General features: G+C 69.9%; 18 protein-coding genes. 10 read left to right on the top strand and 8 right to left on the bottom strand.

All coding sequences use genetic code 11. From position 1 onward, the window contains the following. Positions 1 to 13 precede the first annotated feature (13 nt). The 4 genes from VGT80_RS00530 to VGT80_RS00515 all read left to right on the top strand — a co-directional run bounded on the left by VGT80_RS00530 (position 14) and on the right by VGT80_RS00515 (position 4,020). Complete coding sequence (locus VGT80_RS00530; RefSeq protein WP_327451935.1) at positions 14 to 676, top strand: helix-turn-helix domain-containing protein; 663 nt, start codon at positions 14 to 16, stop codon at positions 674 to 676. Positions 677 to 794: 118 nt separating this feature from the next. Beyond that, on the top strand, positions 795 to 2,456 hold the full coding sequence (locus VGT80_RS00525; RefSeq protein WP_327451933.1) for a carboxylesterase/lipase family protein: 1,662 nt from the start codon (positions 795 to 797) through the stop codon (positions 2,454 to 2,456). 178 nt (positions 2,457 to 2,634) lie between these two features. Next, positions 2,635 to 3,753, top strand: a complete 1,119-nt coding sequence (locus VGT80_RS00520) for a glycosyl hydrolase (RefSeq protein ID WP_327451931.1) — start codon at positions 2,635 to 2,637, stop codon at positions 3,751 to 3,753. A 3-nt stretch (positions 3,754 to 3,756) separates the two neighbouring features. Then, positions 3,757 to 4,020, top strand: a complete 264-nt coding sequence (locus tag VGT80_RS00515) for a MoaD/ThiS family protein (RefSeq protein ID WP_327451929.1) — start codon at positions 3,757 to 3,759, stop codon at positions 4,018 to 4,020. Here the strand turns inward: VGT80_RS00515 and serA are convergent. From serA to VGT80_RS00495, 4 genes are all read right to left on the bottom strand, one after another. Continuing rightward, positions 4,017 to 5,591, bottom strand: coding sequence for a phosphoglycerate dehydrogenase (serA, locus tag VGT80_RS00510; protein ID WP_327451927.1), 1,575 nt, complete (start codon positions 5,589 to 5,591; stop codon positions 4,017 to 4,019). The two genes, VGT80_RS00515 and serA, sit on opposite strands and share 4 nt — an antisense overlap. A 124-nt stretch (positions 5,592 to 5,715) precedes the next feature. Continuing rightward, positions 5,716 to 6,882, bottom strand: a complete 1,167-nt coding sequence (locus tag VGT80_RS00505) for a phosphoserine transaminase (RefSeq protein ID WP_327451925.1) — start codon at positions 6,880 to 6,882, stop codon at positions 5,716 to 5,718. Between the two features lie 124 nt (positions 6,883 to 7,006). Beyond that, positions 7,007 to 7,462, bottom strand: a complete 456-nt coding sequence (locus tag VGT80_RS00500; protein WP_327451923.1) for a hypothetical protein — start codon at positions 7,460 to 7,462, stop codon at positions 7,007 to 7,009. A gap of 66 nt (positions 7,463 to 7,528) precedes the next feature. Then, positions 7,529 to 7,858, bottom strand: a complete 330-nt coding sequence (locus VGT80_RS00495; RefSeq protein WP_327451921.1) for a hypothetical protein — start codon at positions 7,856 to 7,858, stop codon at positions 7,529 to 7,531. A 226-nt stretch (positions 7,859 to 8,084) separates the two neighbouring features. On the opposite strand from VGT80_RS00495, the gene VGT80_RS00490 reads away from it, so the two are divergent. Beyond that, positions 8,085 to 9,992: an ATP-binding protein gene (locus VGT80_RS00490; protein ID WP_327451919.1), complete on the top strand. Its 1,908-nt coding sequence runs from the start codon at positions 8,085 to 8,087 to the stop codon at positions 9,990 to 9,992. A gap of 199 nt (positions 9,993 to 10,191) precedes the next feature. After that, complete coding sequence (locus tag VGT80_RS00485; protein ID WP_327451917.1) at positions 10,192 to 10,593, top strand: hypothetical protein; 402 nt, start codon at positions 10,192 to 10,194, stop codon at positions 10,591 to 10,593. 51 nt (positions 10,594 to 10,644) lie between these two features. On the opposite strand, the gene VGT80_RS00480 is transcribed toward VGT80_RS00485, so the two are convergent. The 3 genes from VGT80_RS00480 to thiD all read right to left on the bottom strand — a co-directional run bounded on the left by VGT80_RS00480 (position 10,645) and on the right by thiD (position 12,898). Beyond that, positions 10,645 to 11,463: a PhzF family phenazine biosynthesis protein gene (locus tag VGT80_RS00480; protein WP_327451915.1), complete on the bottom strand. Its 819-nt coding sequence runs from the start codon at positions 11,461 to 11,463 to the stop codon at positions 10,645 to 10,647. Between the two features lie 65 nt (positions 11,464 to 11,528). Then, positions 11,529 to 12,044: a nucleotidyltransferase family protein gene (locus VGT80_RS00475; protein WP_414693881.1), complete on the bottom strand. Its 516-nt coding sequence runs from the start codon at positions 12,042 to 12,044 to the stop codon at positions 11,529 to 11,531. Positions 12,045 to 12,097: 53 nt separating this feature from the next. Next, a complete protein-coding gene (gene thiD / locus VGT80_RS00470; protein ID WP_327451911.1) occupies positions 12,098 to 12,898 on the bottom strand; it encodes a bifunctional hydroxymethylpyrimidine kinase/phosphomethylpyrimidine kinase in 801 nt (266 codons plus the stop codon). Positions 12,899 to 12,975: 77 nt separating this feature from the next. Between thiD and VGT80_RS00465 the strand changes: the two genes are divergently transcribed. The 4 genes from VGT80_RS00465 (at position 12,976) to VGT80_RS00450 (ending at position 16,336) form a co-directional block, all read left to right on the top strand. Beyond that, the gene (locus tag VGT80_RS00465; RefSeq protein WP_327451909.1) at positions 12,976 to 13,278 is read left to right on the top strand and encodes a metalloregulator ArsR/SmtB family transcription factor; all 303 of its coding nucleotides are present in this window, start codon (positions 12,976 to 12,978) and stop codon (positions 13,276 to 13,278) included. Next, positions 13,275 to 13,772, top strand: coding sequence for an SRPBCC family protein (locus VGT80_RS00460; protein ID WP_327451907.1), 498 nt, complete (start codon positions 13,275 to 13,277; stop codon positions 13,770 to 13,772). Before VGT80_RS00465 ends, VGT80_RS00460 begins: the two co-directional genes overlap by 4 nt. A gap of 129 nt (positions 13,773 to 13,901) precedes the next feature. Continuing rightward, on the top strand, positions 13,902 to 14,843 hold the full coding sequence (locus tag VGT80_RS00455) for an ABC transporter ATP-binding protein (protein ID WP_327451905.1): 942 nt from the start codon (positions 13,902 to 13,904) through the stop codon (positions 14,841 to 14,843). Beyond that, positions 14,840 to 16,336, top strand: coding sequence for an ABC transporter permease (locus VGT80_RS00450; RefSeq protein WP_327451903.1), 1,497 nt, complete (start codon positions 14,840 to 14,842; stop codon positions 16,334 to 16,336). Before VGT80_RS00455 ends, VGT80_RS00450 begins: the two co-directional genes overlap by 4 nt. Here the strand turns inward: VGT80_RS00450 and folP are convergent. Continuing rightward, a complete protein-coding gene (gene folP, locus VGT80_RS00445; protein WP_327451901.1) occupies positions 16,333 to 17,127 on the bottom strand; it encodes a dihydropteroate synthase in 795 nt (264 codons plus the stop codon). The genes VGT80_RS00450 and folP overlap by 4 nt on opposite strands. Between the last annotated feature and the right edge of the window lie 13 nt (positions 17,128 to 17,140).

The following is a 17,140-nucleotide window of genomic DNA, read 5'->3' as shown; positions in this document are numbered from 1 at the left end:
ATGGTGAGCCGACATGGGGGTTGCCGAACGACATAAGGCGCCGCGAGGCCCGAACGCCGAGCGTCGGGCCGCGACGCGGGCGAAGATTCTCGCCGCCGGCGTGAAATGCCTGGCCGAGTTCGGCTACGCCTCGACTTCCACGCCGCTGGTGGCGCGCCTGGCCAAGGTCAGCCGCGGATCGCTGCTGCACCAATTCCCCACCAAGGTCGACCTGATGCTGGCGGTCGCCGAGCATGCCTGGATCGCGCAGCGCGATTTCACCCGCGCCCAGGTGGCTACCAATCCCACCGGCCGCGAGCAGTTCGTCGGCGGCGTGCAGGCGATCTGGCAGAGCCTGCAACTGCCCGAGGCCATCGCCTTCATGGAGGTGATGATCGCCGCGCGCACCGACCCCGAGCTCGCCGAGCGCTACGCCGAATTCGCGTCCGAGCGTGAGGCCGGCATGCACCGCACGCGCCGCCGGATGGCGGTGGGCCAGCTCAGCGCCCCCGAACACGTGGCCGACATCGACGCCATGGCCCACCTGACGCTCGCGGCCCTGCGCGGCCTGGCCCTGGAGACGGTGTTCATCGGCCGGCCCACCGACGAGGCGGAGAAGGTGCTGGGGTTGCTGGAGAACATGCGGCGGCGGATGGCCGACGACATTTCCGCCGAGCGGTTGCGCGCCGGCGGCTGATCTGTAAGCAGGATTGACCACAAACCCGCGGCGGCTAAGCTTGCGGGCAAGGATCGGGGAGGGCGGGCGGCCAGGCATCCCCGGCGCGAAAGAAAGCTGGCGGGGAGGAACGCTTCAGATGACCGATCACCCGGATTCCGGCCGCAGGGCCGTGCTGGCCGCCGGCGCCGCGCTGGCCGCCGTCGCGGCGGCGCCCAAGGCCTTGGCCCAGGGCTCGCCGACCCCGCCCGCCCGTCCGCCCGCGGGGCTGGCGGCCGGCGGCGGCTCCTCGAAGATCTTCCAGACCACCGAGATCGCCACGGGCCGGGTGCAGGGCATCGCCAATGGCCCGGTGTGGGAGTTCAAGGGCATCCCCTACGGCGCGCCCACCGGCGGCAAGAACCGCTTCATGCCGCCCAAGCCCGCCGCGCCCTGGAAGGGCGTTCGCGAATGCTTCGGCTTCGGCCAGTGCTGCCCGCAGACCCAGGCCGACATCCGCGGCGAATACGGCCAGCTGATCATGTGGGACCGGCACGACATCGCCGGCATGGGCGAGGACTGCCTGACGCTGAACGTCTGGACGCCCACCACCGACCGGGCTGCGAAGCGGCCGGTGTTCGTCTCCTTCCACGGCGGCGGCTTCGCCACCGGTTCGGGCAATGCGCCGGGCTTCGATGGCAAGAACCTGGCGTTCTACGCAGACGCCGTGGTGGTGACGGTAAGCCACAGGCTGGCGTCGTTCGGCTACACCGACCTGGTGGGCGCGGGCGCGCCGGCCGAGTTCAAATATGCCGGCGTCACCGGCATGATGGACCTGGTCCATTCGCTGCGCTGGGTGCGTGAGAACATCGGCGCCTTCGGCGGCGATCCCGGCAACGTCATGATCTTCGGCCAGTCGGGCGGCGGGGCGAAGACCTCCACCATGCTGGCCATGCCGCCCGGCAAGGGCCTGTTCCATCGCGCGGCCGTGCAGTCAGGCTCGGCCCTGCGGCTGGTCACCCCCGAGGCCGGCGCCGAGACCGCCGCGAAGCTGCTGAAAGAGCTCGGCATCGGCAAGTCCAACATGGGCGAGCTGCAGCGCATCTCCTGGCAGCGTATCCTCGAGGCCCAGACCGCGACCGGCGGCAACTTCTCGCCGGTGATCGGCACCGACGCCCTGCCCAACCATCCCTTCGACCCCGTCGCGCCGGCGGTGTCGGCGGACATCCCGATCATCGTCTCGACGACCCTGGAGGACGCCGCGCTTGGCCTGACCAATTTCGACCTGACCGAATCCGGCCTGCAGAAGCTGCTGGACCAGCGGTTCCCCGGCCACGGCGTCGAGCTGGTCGCTCTCTATCGCCGCTATGATCCCGGCGCCTCGCCGTTCCTGATCCAGGCCCAGGCCTTCACCGACGCGGGCGGCCGCCGCGCCGCCTACGCGCTGGCCGCCCGCAAGGCGGCGCAGAACGCCGCGCCGGCCTATGTCTATCAGTGGAACTGGCGCACGCCCGCCTACGACGGCAAGTTCGGCGCGGTGCACGGCATCGACGTCTCGGCGTCCTTCCATTCCTACCGCGACGGCTTCTTCGCGGGCTCCAGCCGGGGCAAGGCCATGGCCGACCGGCTGGCCTCCACCTGGGCCGCCTTCGTGCGCAACGGCGATCCGAACAACGCCCACATCCCGCCGTGGCAGCCCTACAGCGACGCCCGCCGCAACGTCATGCTGTTCGACAACGACACGCGCCAGGAGACCAACCCGCGCGCCGAGATCCGCGCCTTCTGGGACGCCCATCCCCCAGCGCCGGGGCCGCGCGGCTAGGCGCCGGCGGGCCGGCCTGTCGGGATCGTGTGGTATCGTTCGTCCTAGGAGCGCAGGCAGCAGAAGTGGGAGCCGCTTTTGCGCCCGCCTGCGCTCGACGTTTCTGATCGGCGCGCCCTCCGGGCGGCGAAGCGGTTCCCATTTCGCCTGAGGGCGCGCGGGTCGGGGAGGACCTTGGATGACCGATGCGATCCAGCTGCTAGTCGGCACCCGCAAGGGCGCCTGGGTGCTGAAGAGCGACGCCGAGCGTCGGACCTGGCGCGTGGAAGGCCCGAAATTCCTGGGCCAGATCATCAACCACTTCGTCGCCGATCCGCGTGACGGCAAGACCATGCTGATGGCGGCCTCCACCGGCCACCTCGGCCCCACCATCCTGCGCTCCACGGACGGCGGCGCGACCTGGACCGAGGCCAAGACGCCGCCCGCCTTCCCCAAGGGCGACAAGCTCGGCCGCGCGGTCAACCACACCTTCTGGCTGGAACCCGGCCATGCCGACGAACCCGGCGTCTGGTGGGCGGGCGTCTCGCCGCCTGGCCTGTTCCGCAGCGGCGACGGTGGCCAAACCTGGGAGGGCGTCTCCGGCCTCAACGACCACCCGATGGTCGCGCAATGGTTGCCCCCCGATGGCGGCACCCCGGATGGGGCGATCCTCAACCAGGTGGTGGTCGATCCGCGCGACGCACGACACATGTATTTGGCGAGCTGTTCGGCCGGCGTTCTGGAAACCCATGACCAGGGTCAGACCTGGCGACCGCTGAACAAGAACGTGCGCTGCGATTTCCTGCCCGACCCCTATCCGGAGTTCGGCCAGGACAGCCACTACATCGCCCTAGCCCCCAGCAATCCCGACCGGCTCTGGCAGCAGAACCACTGTGGCATCTACCGCTTGGACCGGCCCGGCGAGACCTGGGACCGCATTGGCGAGGCGATGCCCCGCGAGATCGGCGACATCGGCTTCACCATCGTGCCGCATCCGCGCTCAGCCGAGACCGCCTATGTCTTCCCGATGGACGGCACCGACGTGTGGCCGCGCGTCAGCCCCGGCGGCCGGCCCGCCGTCTACCGCACCGCCGACGCCGGCCGGAGCTGGACGCGGCAGGACCGCGGCTTCCCCGCCGAGCAGGGCTGGTTCACGGTCAAGCGCCAGGCGTTCTGCGGCGACCAGGCCGACCCGTTCGGCCTCTACCTGGGCACCACCGGCGGCGAGGTCTGGATGAGCGGCGACGAGGGCGAGAGCTTCCGCCAGATCGCCGCCCACCTGCCGGAGATCTATTCGGTGGTCGCAGCGCCGCTCTGAGCCATGGTCCGGGTCCTGATCCCCTCGCAGCTGACCTCCTACACTGATGGCGCGACGCGGATCGAGGCCGCCGGCGCGACGGTCGACGCGGTGCTGCGCGACCTCGACCGCCGCTTCCCGGGCCTGCGCTTCCGCGTGGTCGACGAGCAGGACCGCATCCGCAAGCATATGCGGCTGTTCATTGGCCAGGACGAGACCCGCTCGGTCGCCCGGGCCCTGACCGAGGCCGACGAACTGCTGATCTTCGGCGCGCTGAGCGGGGGCTAGAACCGCAGCGTCCGGGCTTCCTTGACGTGCGGCAGGGCGCGGATCTTCTCCACCAGGTCATCGTTGGGCGCCTGGTCGATGCCGACCATGGCGATGGCGTCCTCGCCGGTCGACACCCGGCCGAGGTTGAAGGTGGCGATGTTGATGTTGGCCTCGCCCAGCAAGACCCCGAGGTTGCCGATGAAGCCCGGCTTATCGAGGTTGTTCACATAGAGCATGGTCTGGGAGAACGGCGCGTCGAGCTCCATGCCCTTGACCTCGACCACGCGCGGGGCGCCGGCCAGCACCGAGCCCGCGAACGAGCGCTTGCCCTTCTCCGTCGTCACCGTGATCCGCATCAGACTCTCGTAGATCGGCGAGACCTCCTGCTTCGACTCCGAGACGGTGATGCCCCGCTCCTTGGCCACGGCGGGCGCGGAGACCATGTTGATCTCCGCCAGCATCGGCCGCATGACGCCGGCCAGGGCCGCGGCGGTCAGGGGCCGGGTGTTGAGCTTGGCCACCTCGCCCTCGAAGGCGATGTCGATGGCCTTGATCCCGAAGTCGACCATCTGGCCGGCCAGCAGGCCCAGCTTGTCGGCCAGCGCCACGAAGGGCTTCAGCCGCGGCGCCTCCTCGGCCGTGACCGAGGGGCTGTTGAGCGCATTGGTCACCGCCCCGGTCAGCAGGTAGTCGCTCATCTGCTCGGCGACCTGCAGGGCGACGTTCTCCTGGGCCTCGACGGTCGAGGCGCCCAGGTGCGGGGTGGCGATGAAGTTCTCGGCCCCGAACAGCGGATTGTCCTTGGCCGGCTCCTCGATGAACACATCGAAGGCCGCGCCGCCGATATGGCCCTCGTCCAGCAGCTTGCGCAAGGCTGCCTCGTCCACCAGCCCGCCGCGCGCGCAGTTGACGATCAGCACGCCCTTCTTGGTCTTGGCCAGGTTCTTGGCCGACAGGATGTTGCGGGTCTTGTCGGTGAGCGGGGTATGCAGGGTGATCAGGTCGGCGCGCTTCAGAAGAGCGTCCAGCTCGACCTTCTCGACGCCGATCTCCACCGCCCGCTCCGGCGACAGGAAGGGGTCGTAGGCCACCACGTGCATCTTCAGTCCAATGGCGCGGTCGGCGACGATGCCGCCGATGTTGCCCGCTCCGATCAGGCCCAGCGTCTTGCCGTAGAGCTCGACGCCCATGAAGCGGTTCTTCTCCCACTTGCCGGCCTGGGTGGAGGCGTCGGCGGCCGGGAGTTGGCGGGCCAGCGCGAACATCATGGCGATGGCGTGCTCGGCGGTGGTGATCGAGTTACCGAACGGGGTGTTCATGACCACGACGCCGGCGGCGGTGGCGGCCGGGATGTCGACATTGTCCACGCCGATGCCGGCGCGGCCGATCACCTTGAGGTTCCTGGCCGCGGCGATGACCTCCTTGTCGGCCTTGGTGGCCGATCGCACGGCCAGGCCGTCATAGTCGCCGATGATCTTGAGCAGCTCGTCCTTGGTCAGGCCGGTCTTCACGTCGGCGTCGACGCCGCGCTGCTTGAAAATCTCGATGGCGGCCGGGGAGAGTTTGTCTGCGATGAGCACGCGGGGCATTTGGGTTTTCTCGTGAGCGCCCCTCCCCCTTGCGGGGAGGGGTCGGGGTGGGGTGAAAGCGCGGCGGGCGGGGAGCTGACACCCCCCTCCCAACCCTCCCCCGCAAGGGGGAGGGCCCGGGGATCTAGGCTGACTGCAGCTCGGCGACGGTGGTCTCGAAGGCCCAGTCGAGCCAGGGCGTCAGGGCCTCGAGGTCGGACCCGTCCACCGTGGCCCCGCACCAGATGCGCAGGCCCGCGGGCGCGTCGCGGTAGCCCGCCACGTCATAGGCCACGCCCTCCTTCTCCAGGGCGGAGGCCAGCTTCTTGGCGAAGTCGGCCTGGGCCTCCTCGGAGAGGGCAGTGACGCGCGGGTCGACCACCGTCAGGCACACCGAGGTGTTGGAGCGGATCGAGGCGTCGGCCGCCAGGAAGCCGACCCAGGCGGTCTTCTCCGCCCAGTCCTCCAGCACTTTCAGATTGCCGTCAGCGCGGCGGCGGAGCTCCGCCAGGCCGCCGATCTGGGACGCCCAGCGCAGGGCGTCGAGGTAGTCCTCCACGCACAGCATGGAGGGCGTGTTGATGGTCGAACCCTCGAAGATCTCGGCGTTCAGCTTGCCGCCCTTCGTCAGGCGGAACAGCTTCGGCAGGGGCCACGGCGGGGCGTAGCTCTCGAGCCTCGCCACCGCCCGCGGCGACAGGATCAGCACCCCGTGCGCGGCCTCGCCGCCCAGCGCCTTCTGCCAGGAGAAGGTCACCACATCGAGCTTTTGCCAGTCGAGGGCTTGGGCGAAGGCGGCGCTGGTGGCGTCGCAGATCGTCAGCCCCTCGCGGTCTGCGGCGATGAAGGCGGCGTCGGGCACCCGCACGCCCGAGGTGGTGCCGTTCCAGGTGAACACCAGGTCGGCGTCCTTGCGGACCTTGGAGAGGTCGGGAAGCTGGCCATAGGGCGCGTCGAGCACCTGGGCTTCGATCTTCAGCTGCTTGACGACATCGGTCACCCAGTCCTTGCCGAAGCTCTCGAAGGCCAGGAGCTGCACCGGGCGTGCGCCCAGCAGCGACCACAGCGCCATCTCCACGGCGCCGGTGTCGGAGCCGGGAACGATGCCGATCAGATAGTCGTCGGGGACCTCCAGAACGTCGCGGGTGCGGTCGATCGCCTCCTTGAGGCGCGCCTTGCCGAGCTTGGAGCGGTGCGAGCGCCCAAGGACCGCGTTCTGGAGATTTTCTGGAGCCCATCCGGGGCGCTTGGCGCACGGGCCGGAGGAAAATTCAGCACGGGCCGGCCGCATGGCCGGCTTGGGGGTGGTCATAGCGATGTCTCCCATCCTTACAGATGGGCAGCGTCCCGTTGGGGGGACGTGGCCCGCCGGCCAGAAGCCCTCGTTCGTGTTGCAGCGCAAGAGAAAGAATTCTGACAGCGCCTATAGGGCGACGTCAGGACGCGGGCGCTATCTCGCCCTTGGACGCCTCCGCCTTGGCCGCGCGAATTCGCTGCCGCCAAGCCATGGCCGCGCCGATAATCAGCGACCAGACGACGCCATACCAGTTGATGTTGTTGACCAGCGCATGAAGGTAGTCAGGCGGCCGCTCGGTCACCAGGTAGTAGGCATGCAGGCTGAATTGGGCCGCGTAGAACAGCATCACCGCGCCCATCCAGAGAGCGCCGTAGCGCAAGGTGATGACCAGAAGGGCGACTGCGGCGAGACCGTCGTTGCCGAGGCGAATCAAGCCATCCCCGTCCACGCTGAGCCAATGGCACAGGGAGCCGACCGCCAGGTTGAACAGCACGACGCCCGCAGCGAGGCGTTCCGCCGCGCCGCCCTTCCAGAGGGCGAACAGCGCCGCGGCCACCGAGAAGCCTTGGGAGACCAGATAGAAGGTATCGGACATGACATCGCGCCCCTAACTCACATTAGAGGCGCGACACCAGTTAAGTTATTGCAACCCTGCCGCGGGTCAGACCGCCTTGGCGATGACCTCGTTGGTCTCGAGCAGGTGCGGCTTCGGCTCGGTGTCCATCTTCGTGCGGATGCCGAGGCGCAGCTTGGCTTCGTCGAGCTGGCCGTGCAGGCCGACCATCGCCGTGCGGGCTTCGCTGAGGGCCTTGAGGGCCTCCATCAGCTTCACCTGAGAGTTGTCGGCGAACACCATCGACACGCCCACGTCCTTGCGGGCCTTGAGCATCTCGGCCATCAGCTCGGTCGCTTCGACGAAGGCGGCATCGACGGCCGCTTCAGTTGCGAACAGCTTTCCCGCCACCCGCTTCGCCACAAAAATCTTTTCCATGAAAACCCCCACGGCGGCCGTTAATGAAAACCGCGATCTCACGGTAAATGAACGGTAAAGCTTCCGGCAACCGATTCATGAGTTATTAACCATAAAATCTGCGTCCAAGGGTTGTAGTGTGGCGCAAAGGCCACAAACAGCCTGGGCGCGAACCTCATTTGAGGCGCCGCAACCCCGCCGGGTGGAAGCGAACCGTTAGGACTATTGGGCTAGACCGGAAGCCCGAGTGGCCACCGAACCCATGACGCCAGCTTCCGACCCGCCCCGTTCAGCCCCCGTGGCCACCTTCCACGCCCGCGTCGCGAGCGTCGGCCTGGTCACGACCGTGGTCGTGCTGCTGGTCGCCTGCCTGACCTTCATGATGCAGCAGTGGGCGGTCGAGCGCGCCCAGGCGCGCGCCACCTCCCAATCTCTGGCCCAGATCACCGCCACCACTGCCGCGCCGGCCGTGCGGCGCGGCGACGTGGCCGAATACACCGCCGCGCTCGCCGCCCTGCAGGCGAGCCCGCGGGTGGTCGCGGCCCAGCTCACCGATCCCGCCGGCCGCATCATCGCTGCCTATCGCGCGTCCAAGCCCGCGGAAGGCGACCGCGAGCTGGTGCGTAATCCGGTCCGGCTCGGGGCGCGTGACCTCGGCGGCCTGACCCTGACCGTGGCCCAGCCGTCCTTGGCGCCTGTCCTGCCCAAATATATCGCGCTCACCGCCGTCCTGCTGTTCGGCGGCGTCGGCGTGGCGCTGTTCCTGGCCCGCGGCATGGCCCATCGGGTGATCGCCCCGGTGCAGCGCCTCTCCGAGGCCATGCATAAAGTGGCCGCCGGCGGCAGCTTCGAGCCGGTCGAGGTGCAGGCCGACGACGAGTTGTTCCGCAGCCTCACCGCCAGCTTCAACCACCTGCTGGCCAAGCTCGCCGAGCGCGAGGACGACCTGAAGCGCGCCATGCGGGATCTGGAACAGGCCCGCGACGCGGCCAACGCCGCCAATGTGCTCAAGACCCAGTTCCTGGCCAATATGAGCCACGAGATTCGCACGCCGCTGAACGGCGTCCTGGCCATGGCCGAGGTCATGGCCATGGGCGAGCTCGGCGAGGTGCAGCGCGATCGGCTGGACGTCATCCGCCAGTCGGGCAGCCTGCTCCTGGCGGTGCTCAACGACGTCCTCGACCTGTCGAAGATCGAGGCCGGCAAGCTGGCGCTTGCCGTCGACGACTTCGACCTGGAGCCGGTCATGGCCGGGGCCGCCGAGGGTTTCCGGGTCATGGCCGAGACCAAGGGTCTCGACTTCCGCTTCGACGTCGCTGAGGCGGCGCACGGCTGGTGGCGGGGCGACGCCGACCGCCTGCGCCAGATCGTCGGCAACCTGATGTCAAACGCCGTGAAGTTCACCGCGCGTGGCTCGGTCGAGGCCAGGGTCGACATCAGCCCCGACAACGGCGCCCTGAAGATCGTCGTGCGCGACACCGGCGTCGGCATCGCGCCCGAAAAGCTGCCGACCCTGTTCGAGAAGTTCACCCAGGCGGACAACTCGGCGACCCGCCGGTTCGGCGGCACCGGGCTGGGCTTGGCGATCTGCCGCGAGCTGACCCAGATGATGGGCGGCGCCATCGACGTGGAGAGCCGCGAGGGCCAGGGCTCGACCTTCACGGTCGAGCTGCCGCTGGCGCGCGGCGAACCCGCCGAGCCGGCCGCCGCCCCGGAAAGCCATGGCGACGACGGCGACCTGCGCCTGCTGGCCGCCGAGGACAATCCCACCAACCGCCAGGTGCTGCAGGCGGTCATGGATTCGCTGGGCATCGACGTCGACATCGTGCCCGACGGCCAGGAGGCCGTGGAGGCGTGGCGCCACGGGGGCTACGACCTGATCCTGATGGACATCCAGATGCCGGTGATGGACGGCATCGCCGCGGCGCGCGAGATCCGCGCCCTGGAGGCCAAGGACGGCCGCCGCCGCACGCCGATCGTGGCGCTCACGGCCAACGCCCTGACCCACCAGATCGAGGAATATCTGGCCGCGGGGATGGACGGCCACGTCGCCAAGCCCATCGAGATCGCCAAGCTCTACGAGGCGATCAGCGCCGCGCTCACCGCCGCGGCCACCGGCGCCGCCGGCCAGGGGCGCGCCGTCTCCGCCGGGTGAACGGCGCACAACGCCGGCCTCAGGTCGCGGTCAGCCCAACCGTGTTGTTCTTCTCCACAGCCCTGAGGGTGATCAAAACACGCCTTGGCTGCCGCTCTTGAATGATTTTTCAGGAAACCAAGCGGCGGCCAGTGAGTTTTGAAGCCCACGAACGGGGACGAACCAAAGCAGCGGGATATCCGCGCAGAGGAGAAGACCAATGACTAAGCTCAAGAAGATCGCCGCTATTGCCGTTTCTACGCTGGCGCTCGGCGGCGCCGCGGTGACGGCTGCGCAAGCTCAACCTTGGAACAACTACGACCGCGACCACGGGTATCAAAATCGCGGCTATGAAAACCGCGGCTACAACAACGACAGCCGCCTGACCACGTCCTACGTCGACGGCTTGGACTGGAAGATCCAGACCGCCGCGCAGTACCACAGGATCTCCTGGCGTGACGCCCGCGACCTGCGCGGGCAACTTCAGGCGATGAAGCCGATCGCCTGGCGCGTCCAGACCGGCCAGGCCCGACCCTGGGAAGTGAGCCGCCTAGAGCAGTTCGTGAATCGGGTCGACGCCCTGACCAACGGCTACGCCCAGAACAACCGTCGCTGGCGCTAAGCCGAAACGACCGAGACCGACAGCGCCCCCGGAGCGATCCGGGGGCGTCTTCTATGGGGCGATGCGCAGGCTGGCTTCCAGGATGGTGACCGCCCGGCCGCAGAGCAGCACCCGGTCGCCGCGATGCTCGCACTCCAGGTCGCCGCCGCGACCGGGGTAGGCCTGGTGGAACCTCAGGCGCGGGCGGCCCAGCTTGTCGGCGAACAGCGGCGTCAGGATGCAGTGCAGCGAGCCGGTCGCCGGATCCTCGTCGATGCCCGATCCCGGGGCGAAGAAGCGGTCGACCACGTCGTAGCCGCCTCCGGCGTCGGCCAGGGCCGCCACCCCGACGTTGCCGCGGCCCAGCGTCGTGGCGCGGGAAACATCGTGCAGGGCCTTGATGTCCGGCGCCAGGCCGCGGACCGCCGCCTCGTCGGCCATCACCGCCACCAGATAGGGGCCAGCCCAGACCTCCACGGGTTCCGCGCCGAGCGCCTGGGCCAGGCCCGGCGGGGTCTCGATCCGGCGCGGGGGTTGGGCCGGGAAGTCCATCTCGTAGAGGGCGCCGGCCCGCCGCACCGTCAGCGGCCCCGACTGGGTGTCGAAGACGACCTGATCGCCCGCCAGCCCGAGTTCGGAGAACAGCACATGGCCCGACCCCAGGGTCGCGTGGCCGCACAGCGGGACCTCCAGCGCCGGGGTGAACCAGCGCAGGCCAAAGCGCGCCGGATCACGCGTCTTCAACAGGAAGGCGGTCTCCGCCTGGTTGTTCTCGGCGGCGAGCGCCTGCATCCAGGCCGCGTCCGGCCAGGCGTCCAGCGGCTCCAGCACGCAGGCCTGGTTGCCGCGGAACGGCCCGCTGGCGAAGGCGTCGACAGTCCACTGGCGCATGGGCAGGCTCTCCGGCACGTTGCGGTCGCGCTTCACATAGGCGAGCTCAGGAATTAGCCAAGTGGCTAATTAGCAACAACCAGCTCCGGCCAGCGCGCCGTGGCCGAGGCCGCCGTGCGCGGGAAGCCGTTGGTGGGCCGGTGCGGATTGCGCCGCAGGGTCATGGAAAACAGGTCCTCGAGCCCGAAGGGCGCCTCGATGGTCAGGGCGTCGTCCGGCTCCAGCCGCACCCCCACGGCGAACAGCGGGCTCACGAACCGGGTCAGGGCCTCGGCGGTGCGGGTCAGCGGCGCATAGGGCTCGCCGAACTTGCCCTCGAACCAGACGTGCACCCGGGCCTGGTTGCGCACCTCCACCATCTCCTTCAGCGGGCTGTCGAAGGCGGCCGCCACCCGCCGGATCACCAGATCCTCCGCCTCGTAGGAGATGTCGGCGGGATCGAAGTAGCCGAGGTCGTAGTCGCGGATGCCGTAGTCCGCATCGCGGCCGGTCAGGTGGTTCAGCACCCGCTGGTAGACGGCGCCGGAGAACACCAGCCAGTCGGGCAGTTCGAGCGCCCGGGCGGTGGTCAGCACCTGCATCAGACTCGGGCAGGCTCGCACGATCTCCTCCAGCCGCTGGTCGAGCGCCTGGCTCACGTGCGTCCCCTGAGCGGCCAGCCGTGATCCAGCGGCCCATGCCCCGACCCGAAGCCCGGCGCACGGGCGATCGCCTCCTGCACATAGGCCCAGGCCCGCGCGGCCGCCGCCTCCAGGGACAACCCCTGGGCCAGACCCGTCGCGCAGGCCGAGGCCAGGGTGCAGCCGGTGCCGTGGGTGTGGCGGCTGGCGCTCCGCTCGGCCTCGAAGGTCGTCTCGCCATAAGGGGTCATCAGGATGTCGACGACCCGGTCGCCCGGCAGGTGGCCGCCCTTCATCAGCACGGCGCCGGCGCCGGCTCTCAACAGGGCCTCGCCGGCCCGCCGCAGGTCGTCCTGCGTCGCGATCGTCAGGCCGGTGAGCGCCTCCGCCTCCGGCGCATTGGGGGTGAGCAGGGCGGCCCGCGGCGCCAGCAACCTGCGGATCGGCGCCACGGCCTCATCGGCCACCAGCCGGGTCCCGCCCTTGGCGACCATGACCGGATCGACCACCGTCGGCCGCGCAGCCTCGTCGAGCAGTTCGGCCACCAGCTCCACCACCTCGGCATCGCCCAGCATGCCGGTCTTGATGACGTCGGCGCCAATGTCGCCGAGCACCGCGCGGGCCTGGGCGGCGATGGTCGCCGGGGCGATGGGGTGGACGGCGAAGACGCCGAGGGTGTTCTGCACGGTGATCGCGGTGATCGCGGTAGCCGCATAGCCGCCCAGCGCCGTCACCGTCTTGATGTCGGCCTGGACCCCCGCCCCGCCGCCGGAATCGGATCCGGCGATGATCAGGACTCTGCCGCGAGGCTGCATGGCCCAGCCGGATAGCGACTTTGCGCCCGGCGCGCACATATCTTGACAGTTATATAACTTGATGGATATCTAATGGCATGGACCTCTTCGAAGCTGTCGCCGAACCCAATCGTCGCCGCATCCTCGACCTGCTGCGCGAACGCGAGCGGCCGGCGGGCGAGTTGGTCGAGGCGCTGTCGATCAGCCAGCCCGGCGTGTCCAAGCACCTGCGCCTGCTGCGCGAGACTGGTCTGGTCGGCGTCCGCGTCGAGGGCGCCAGGCGGCTCTATCGACTGGAGCCGGCCGCACTCGCCGACCTCGAAGCCTGGCTCGCGCCCTATCGCCGATTCTGGGGCGAACGCTTGGCGGCCCTCGAACGCCACTTGGAGACCGAGCAATGAGCGTCATGGACGAGGAGTTGGGCGAGGTGCGGCGCACCGGCGACACCGTCGAAGTCGTCTTCCGCCGTCGCTACGGCAAGCCCGTCGAGAAGGTGTGGGCCGCCATCACCATCCCCGAACGGATCGCCGACTGGTTCGCCGAGACGCACATCGACGGCGAGGCCATCGACTTCCTGTTCCCCGACGTGGACTACCGGATCAACGGCCGGATCGTCGCCCACACGCCGCTGCGCACCTTCGCCTGGACCTGGCCCAACGATGACGGCTCGGTCTCGGTCGTGCGCTTCGACCTGGAGGCGGACGGCGACGGCTGCCGCCTGACCCTGACGCAGTCCGGCCTTGTCCCCAAGGATGGCGCCGCGGTCGCCGGCGGCTGGCACGCGCACCTGGCCGGGCTCGCCGACGCTGCCGAGGGCCGCAAGACGCCCTGGGCCACCGTCATGGCGCGGGAGACGCCGCTCGGCCCCATCTACAAGGCCCGCGCCCCGGCCTGAGCCAGCGCTTGTCGCCCCTTCGAAATCGGGGTTTGCTGCAACCCCACGTGGCGACCGACAGAAAGGCCTGTCGGCCCACGCCGAAGGGACGGGGAGGCGCAGCTGTCGGTCCTGACATTCGAAGCCGTGGTGAAGCGCTTCGGCGACTTCACCGCCGTTGACGACCTCAGTTTCGCGGTCCCCGAGGGGGGCGTGTTCGGATTCCTGGGCGCCAATGGCGCGGGCAAGACCACCAGCCTGCGGATGGCGCTCGACATCCTGCGGCCGACCGCGGGGACCATCTCGGTGCTGGGCCAGTCGCCCGGCCGCAAGCTCGGCGGCGAGATCGGCTTCCTGCCCGAGGAACGCGGCCTCTACCGCCAGATGACGGCGATCGAGACCGTGACCTACTTCGGCCAGCTGAAGGGCATGGCCATGGCCCCGGCCAGGAGCGCCGCCGAGGTCCTGATCGACCGCTTCGGCCTCTCGGCCTTCGGGCACGAGAAGGTCGAGCGCCTCTCCAAGGGCATGGCGCAGAAGGTGCAGCTCGCCGCGGCGCTGGTGACCAAACCGCAGCTCCTGATTCTCGACGAGCCCTTCGCCGGCCTCGACCCGGTCAACCAGGCGACGCTGGAGGAGGTGATCCTCGATCTGGCCCGCACCGGCTCGACCGTGGTCTTCTCCACCCATGTGATGCAGCACGCCGAGCGGCTCTGCGACCGGCTGATGCTCATCGCCCGCGGCCGCAAGGTGTTCCAGGGCGACCAGGACGCGGCCCGCGCCCTGCTGCCGGGCCGGCTGGTCCTCTGCGCGCGCCAGGACCCCAAGGCCCTGCCGGGCGTGGCCAGCGCCCAGCCGAAGGGCGCGGCGAAGGACGGCTGGACCGACTACGATGTGGCGCTGGCGCCGGACGCCAGCTCCGCCGCCTTGCTGGAGGCCTGCACCACCACGGGCTTCGCCCTGCGCCGCTTCGAGGAACGCCGGGCCAGCCTGCACGAGGTGTTCCTGCATCTGGTGGGCGGCGCGCCAGAGACGGCCCATGGGACGACCCCGGGGACCACCCCCGAGACCACCCCGGAGATCGCCGCATGAGCCCGATGCTGCTCGTCGCCCAGCGCGAGTTCCGCCAGATCATCCGCACCCGCAGCTTCTGGCTGATGCTGCTGTTCCTGCCCGCCGCCCTGGTGCTGAGCCAGGTGGGCGTGCGCCTGTTCAAGCCGCCGGCCCAGGCCGCCTATGTCATCGTCGACGAAAGCGGTCGCTACGCGCCGGCCATCGACCGCCGCATCCGGCTCAACGCCGAGCGCGAGACCATCGGCGAGCTCGCCCGCTACGCCGCCAAGTGGAAGATCACCCCGCCTGGCCCGACGGCGTGGGGCATCGGCCCGCACTATGTCACCGACGCCGAGGCGATCCAGTTCGAGGCGGCCGGCGGACTGCCCGCGGCGCAGGCGCAGATCGCCCGGCTGAAGCCCAAAGACGCCCCCGATTTCCATGCCGACCCGGCCGACTACGAGGCCATTCCCGCCCCACCGGGCGTCGACGCGCGCGACGGTCCCGAGCGTTTCGGCGCGACGCTCGCCCCGCACCTGAAGGGCGACGTGAAGACCGCCAGCGGCCTGCGCACCCTGGCGCTCGGCGTCTATATCCCGGCCAATCTCGGCGAGCCCGGCGCGACGGTGCGCATGTGGACCAACGGGCGGCCGGACACCGATCTGGTCGACACCATCCGCGAGCAGCTCAATCAGGCGCTTCGCGTGAAGGCCCTGCAGGCCTCCGGCGTCGACCTGGCGGCGCTCGCCCGCGCCCAGGCGGTGGCCGCGCCGGTCGCCCTGAGCGCGCCGCAGCAGGGCTCGGCCCGCGAGCGGATGATCCTGCGCTCCGCGCTGCCGCTGGGCCTGGCCTATCTGCTGCTGATGTCGCTGATGATGTCCGGCTCCTGGGCGCTGCAGGGGCTGATCGAGGAGCGCTCCAACAAGCTGCTGGAAGCGGTGCTGGCCTGCATCACGCCCGATGAGCTGCTCTACGGCAAGCTGCTGGGCGTGCTGGGCGTCGGCGGCCTGATGATCGGCGCCTGGATCGGCTTCGCCGTGGCCGCCGCCTTCGGGGTGCAGGGGGTGATCGCCGACTTCCTGCGCCCGGCCCTCGCCTCGCTCAATTCGCCCTGGATCGCCGTCGCCCTCGTCTACTATTTCGTCGCCGGCTACCTCTGCATCTCCATGCTCTTCCTGGCGGTGGGCGCGGTCAGCGACAACATGCGCGACGCGCAGGGCTATCTCTCGCCGATCATCCTGGGCCTCACCCTGCCCTTCGCCGTGATGATCAGCGCCGTGCTGCAGAACCCCGACGGGCCGCTGCCGCGGATCATGTCGTGGCTGCCGATCTATTCGCCCTTCGCCATGATGGCCCGGCTGGGCAGCGGGGTCTCGCCATGGGAGGTCGCGGGCTCCGCGGCGGTCCTGGCGGTGTTCATCGTGCTGGAGCTGTTCCTGGTGAGCCGTCTGTTCCGGGCCAGCATCCTGCAGGCCGGCCAGCCCATGCGGTTGCGCAACCTCGGACGGCTGCTGCGCGCCAAGCCAGCCTAGCCGCCGCCCCTCGCCATCGCCGCCCAGACGCGCAGCGCCTGCACGGTTTCGCGCACGTCGTGGACCCGCACCGCCGCGACGCCCGCCTGCGCGCCCCACAGGGCCGCGGCGAGGGAGCCGCCCAGCCGCTGATCGGCGCTGCGGCCGCCGCCGTCCAGCGCCCCGATGAAGCTCTTGCGGCTGGCGCCCAGCAGCACCGGGAAGCCCAGGCCGACGATCGCCTTCAACCCATGCAGCAGCGGCAGGTTGTGGCGGACCATGTGCTTGCCAAAGCCGACCCCCGGATCGAGCCAGATCTTATGGCGCGCCACCCCAGCCGCCAGGGCCGCCTGCGCCCGCGCCTGGAGGAAGGCGGCCACCTCACCCACCACGTCGTCGTAGTGCGGCTCGGCCTGCATGGTCGCCGGCTCCCCCTGCATGTGCATCAGCACCACCTCGCAGCCGAGCTCGGCGGCGACGTCCAGGCTCTCAGGCGCGTGGCGCAGGGCGGTCACGTCGTTCCACATGGTCGCCCCGGCGGCCACCGCGGCGCGGGCTACCGCGGGCTTCATGGTGTCGACCGAGACGGGCACGTCGCTCTCGGCGCGGATCGCGGCGATCAGCGGGACGACGCGGCCGATCTCCTCGGCCTCGGCGACCGGCGCGGCGCCGGGTCGCGTCGACTCCCCGCCGACATCCAGCCGGTCCGCGCCCTCGGCGACCAGCCGCCGGGCGTGCGCCAGCCCCCCCGCGGGACCGAGATGGCGGCCGCCGTCGGAAAAGCTGTCGGGGGTGACGTTCACCACGCCCATCGCTTCGACCGGG

This window comes from Phenylobacterium sp., from assembly GCF_035944335.1.
Taxonomy (GTDB): Bacteria; Pseudomonadota; Alphaproteobacteria; order Caulobacterales; family Caulobacteraceae; genus Phenylobacterium.
Note: the sequence above shows the minus strand (reverse complement) of the source record. Positions and strands in the feature narration are given on the sequence as shown.

Coding starts and splice junctions, on each gene's coding strand:
- VGT80_RS00530 (WP_327451935.1), top strand. CDS start 14: ATGGGGGTTGCCGAACGACATAAGGCGCCGCGAGGCCCGAACGCCGAG.
- VGT80_RS00525 (WP_327451933.1), top strand. CDS start 795: ATGACCGATCACCCGGATTCCGGCCGCAGGGCCGTGCTGGCCGCCGGC.
- VGT80_RS00520 (WP_327451931.1), top strand. CDS start 2,635: ATGACCGATGCGATCCAGCTGCTAGTCGGCACCCGCAAGGGCGCCTGG.
- VGT80_RS00515 (WP_327451929.1), top strand. CDS start 3,757: ATGGTCCGGGTCCTGATCCCCTCGCAGCTGACCTCCTACACTGATGGC.
- serA (WP_327451927.1), bottom strand. CDS start 5,591: ATGCCCCGCGTGCTCATCGCAGACAAACTCTCCCCGGCCGCCATCGAG.
- VGT80_RS00505 (WP_327451925.1), bottom strand. CDS start 6,882: ATGACCACCCCCAAGCCGGCCATGCGGCCGGCCCGTGCTGAATTTTCC.
- VGT80_RS00500 (WP_327451923.1), bottom strand. CDS start 7,462: ATGTCCGATACCTTCTATCTGGTCTCCCAAGGCTTCTCGGTGGCCGCG.
- VGT80_RS00495 (WP_327451921.1), bottom strand. CDS start 7,858: ATGGAAAAGATTTTTGTGGCGAAGCGGGTGGCGGGAAAGCTGTTCGCA.
- VGT80_RS00485 (WP_327451917.1), top strand. CDS start 10,192: ATGACTAAGCTCAAGAAGATCGCCGCTATTGCCGTTTCTACGCTGGCG.
- VGT80_RS00480 (WP_327451915.1), bottom strand. CDS start 11,463: ATGCGCCAGTGGACTGTCGACGCCTTCGCCAGCGGGCCGTTCCGCGGC.
- VGT80_RS00475 (WP_414693881.1), bottom strand. CDS start 12,044: ATGCAGGTGCTGACCACCGCCCGGGCGCTCGAACTGCCCGACTGGCTG.
- thiD (WP_327451911.1), bottom strand. CDS start 12,898: ATGCAGCCTCGCGGCAGAGTCCTGATCATCGCCGGATCCGATTCCGGC.
- VGT80_RS00465 (WP_327451909.1), top strand. CDS start 12,976: ATGGACCTCTTCGAAGCTGTCGCCGAACCCAATCGTCGCCGCATCCTC.
- VGT80_RS00460 (WP_327451907.1), top strand. CDS start 13,275: ATGAGCGTCATGGACGAGGAGTTGGGCGAGGTGCGGCGCACCGGCGAC.
- VGT80_RS00450 (WP_327451903.1), top strand. CDS start 14,840: ATGAGCCCGATGCTGCTCGTCGCCCAGCGCGAGTTCCGCCAGATCATC.
- folP (WP_327451901.1), bottom strand. CDS start 17,127: ATGGGCGTGGTGAACGTCACCCCCGACAGCTTTTCCGACGGCGGCCGC.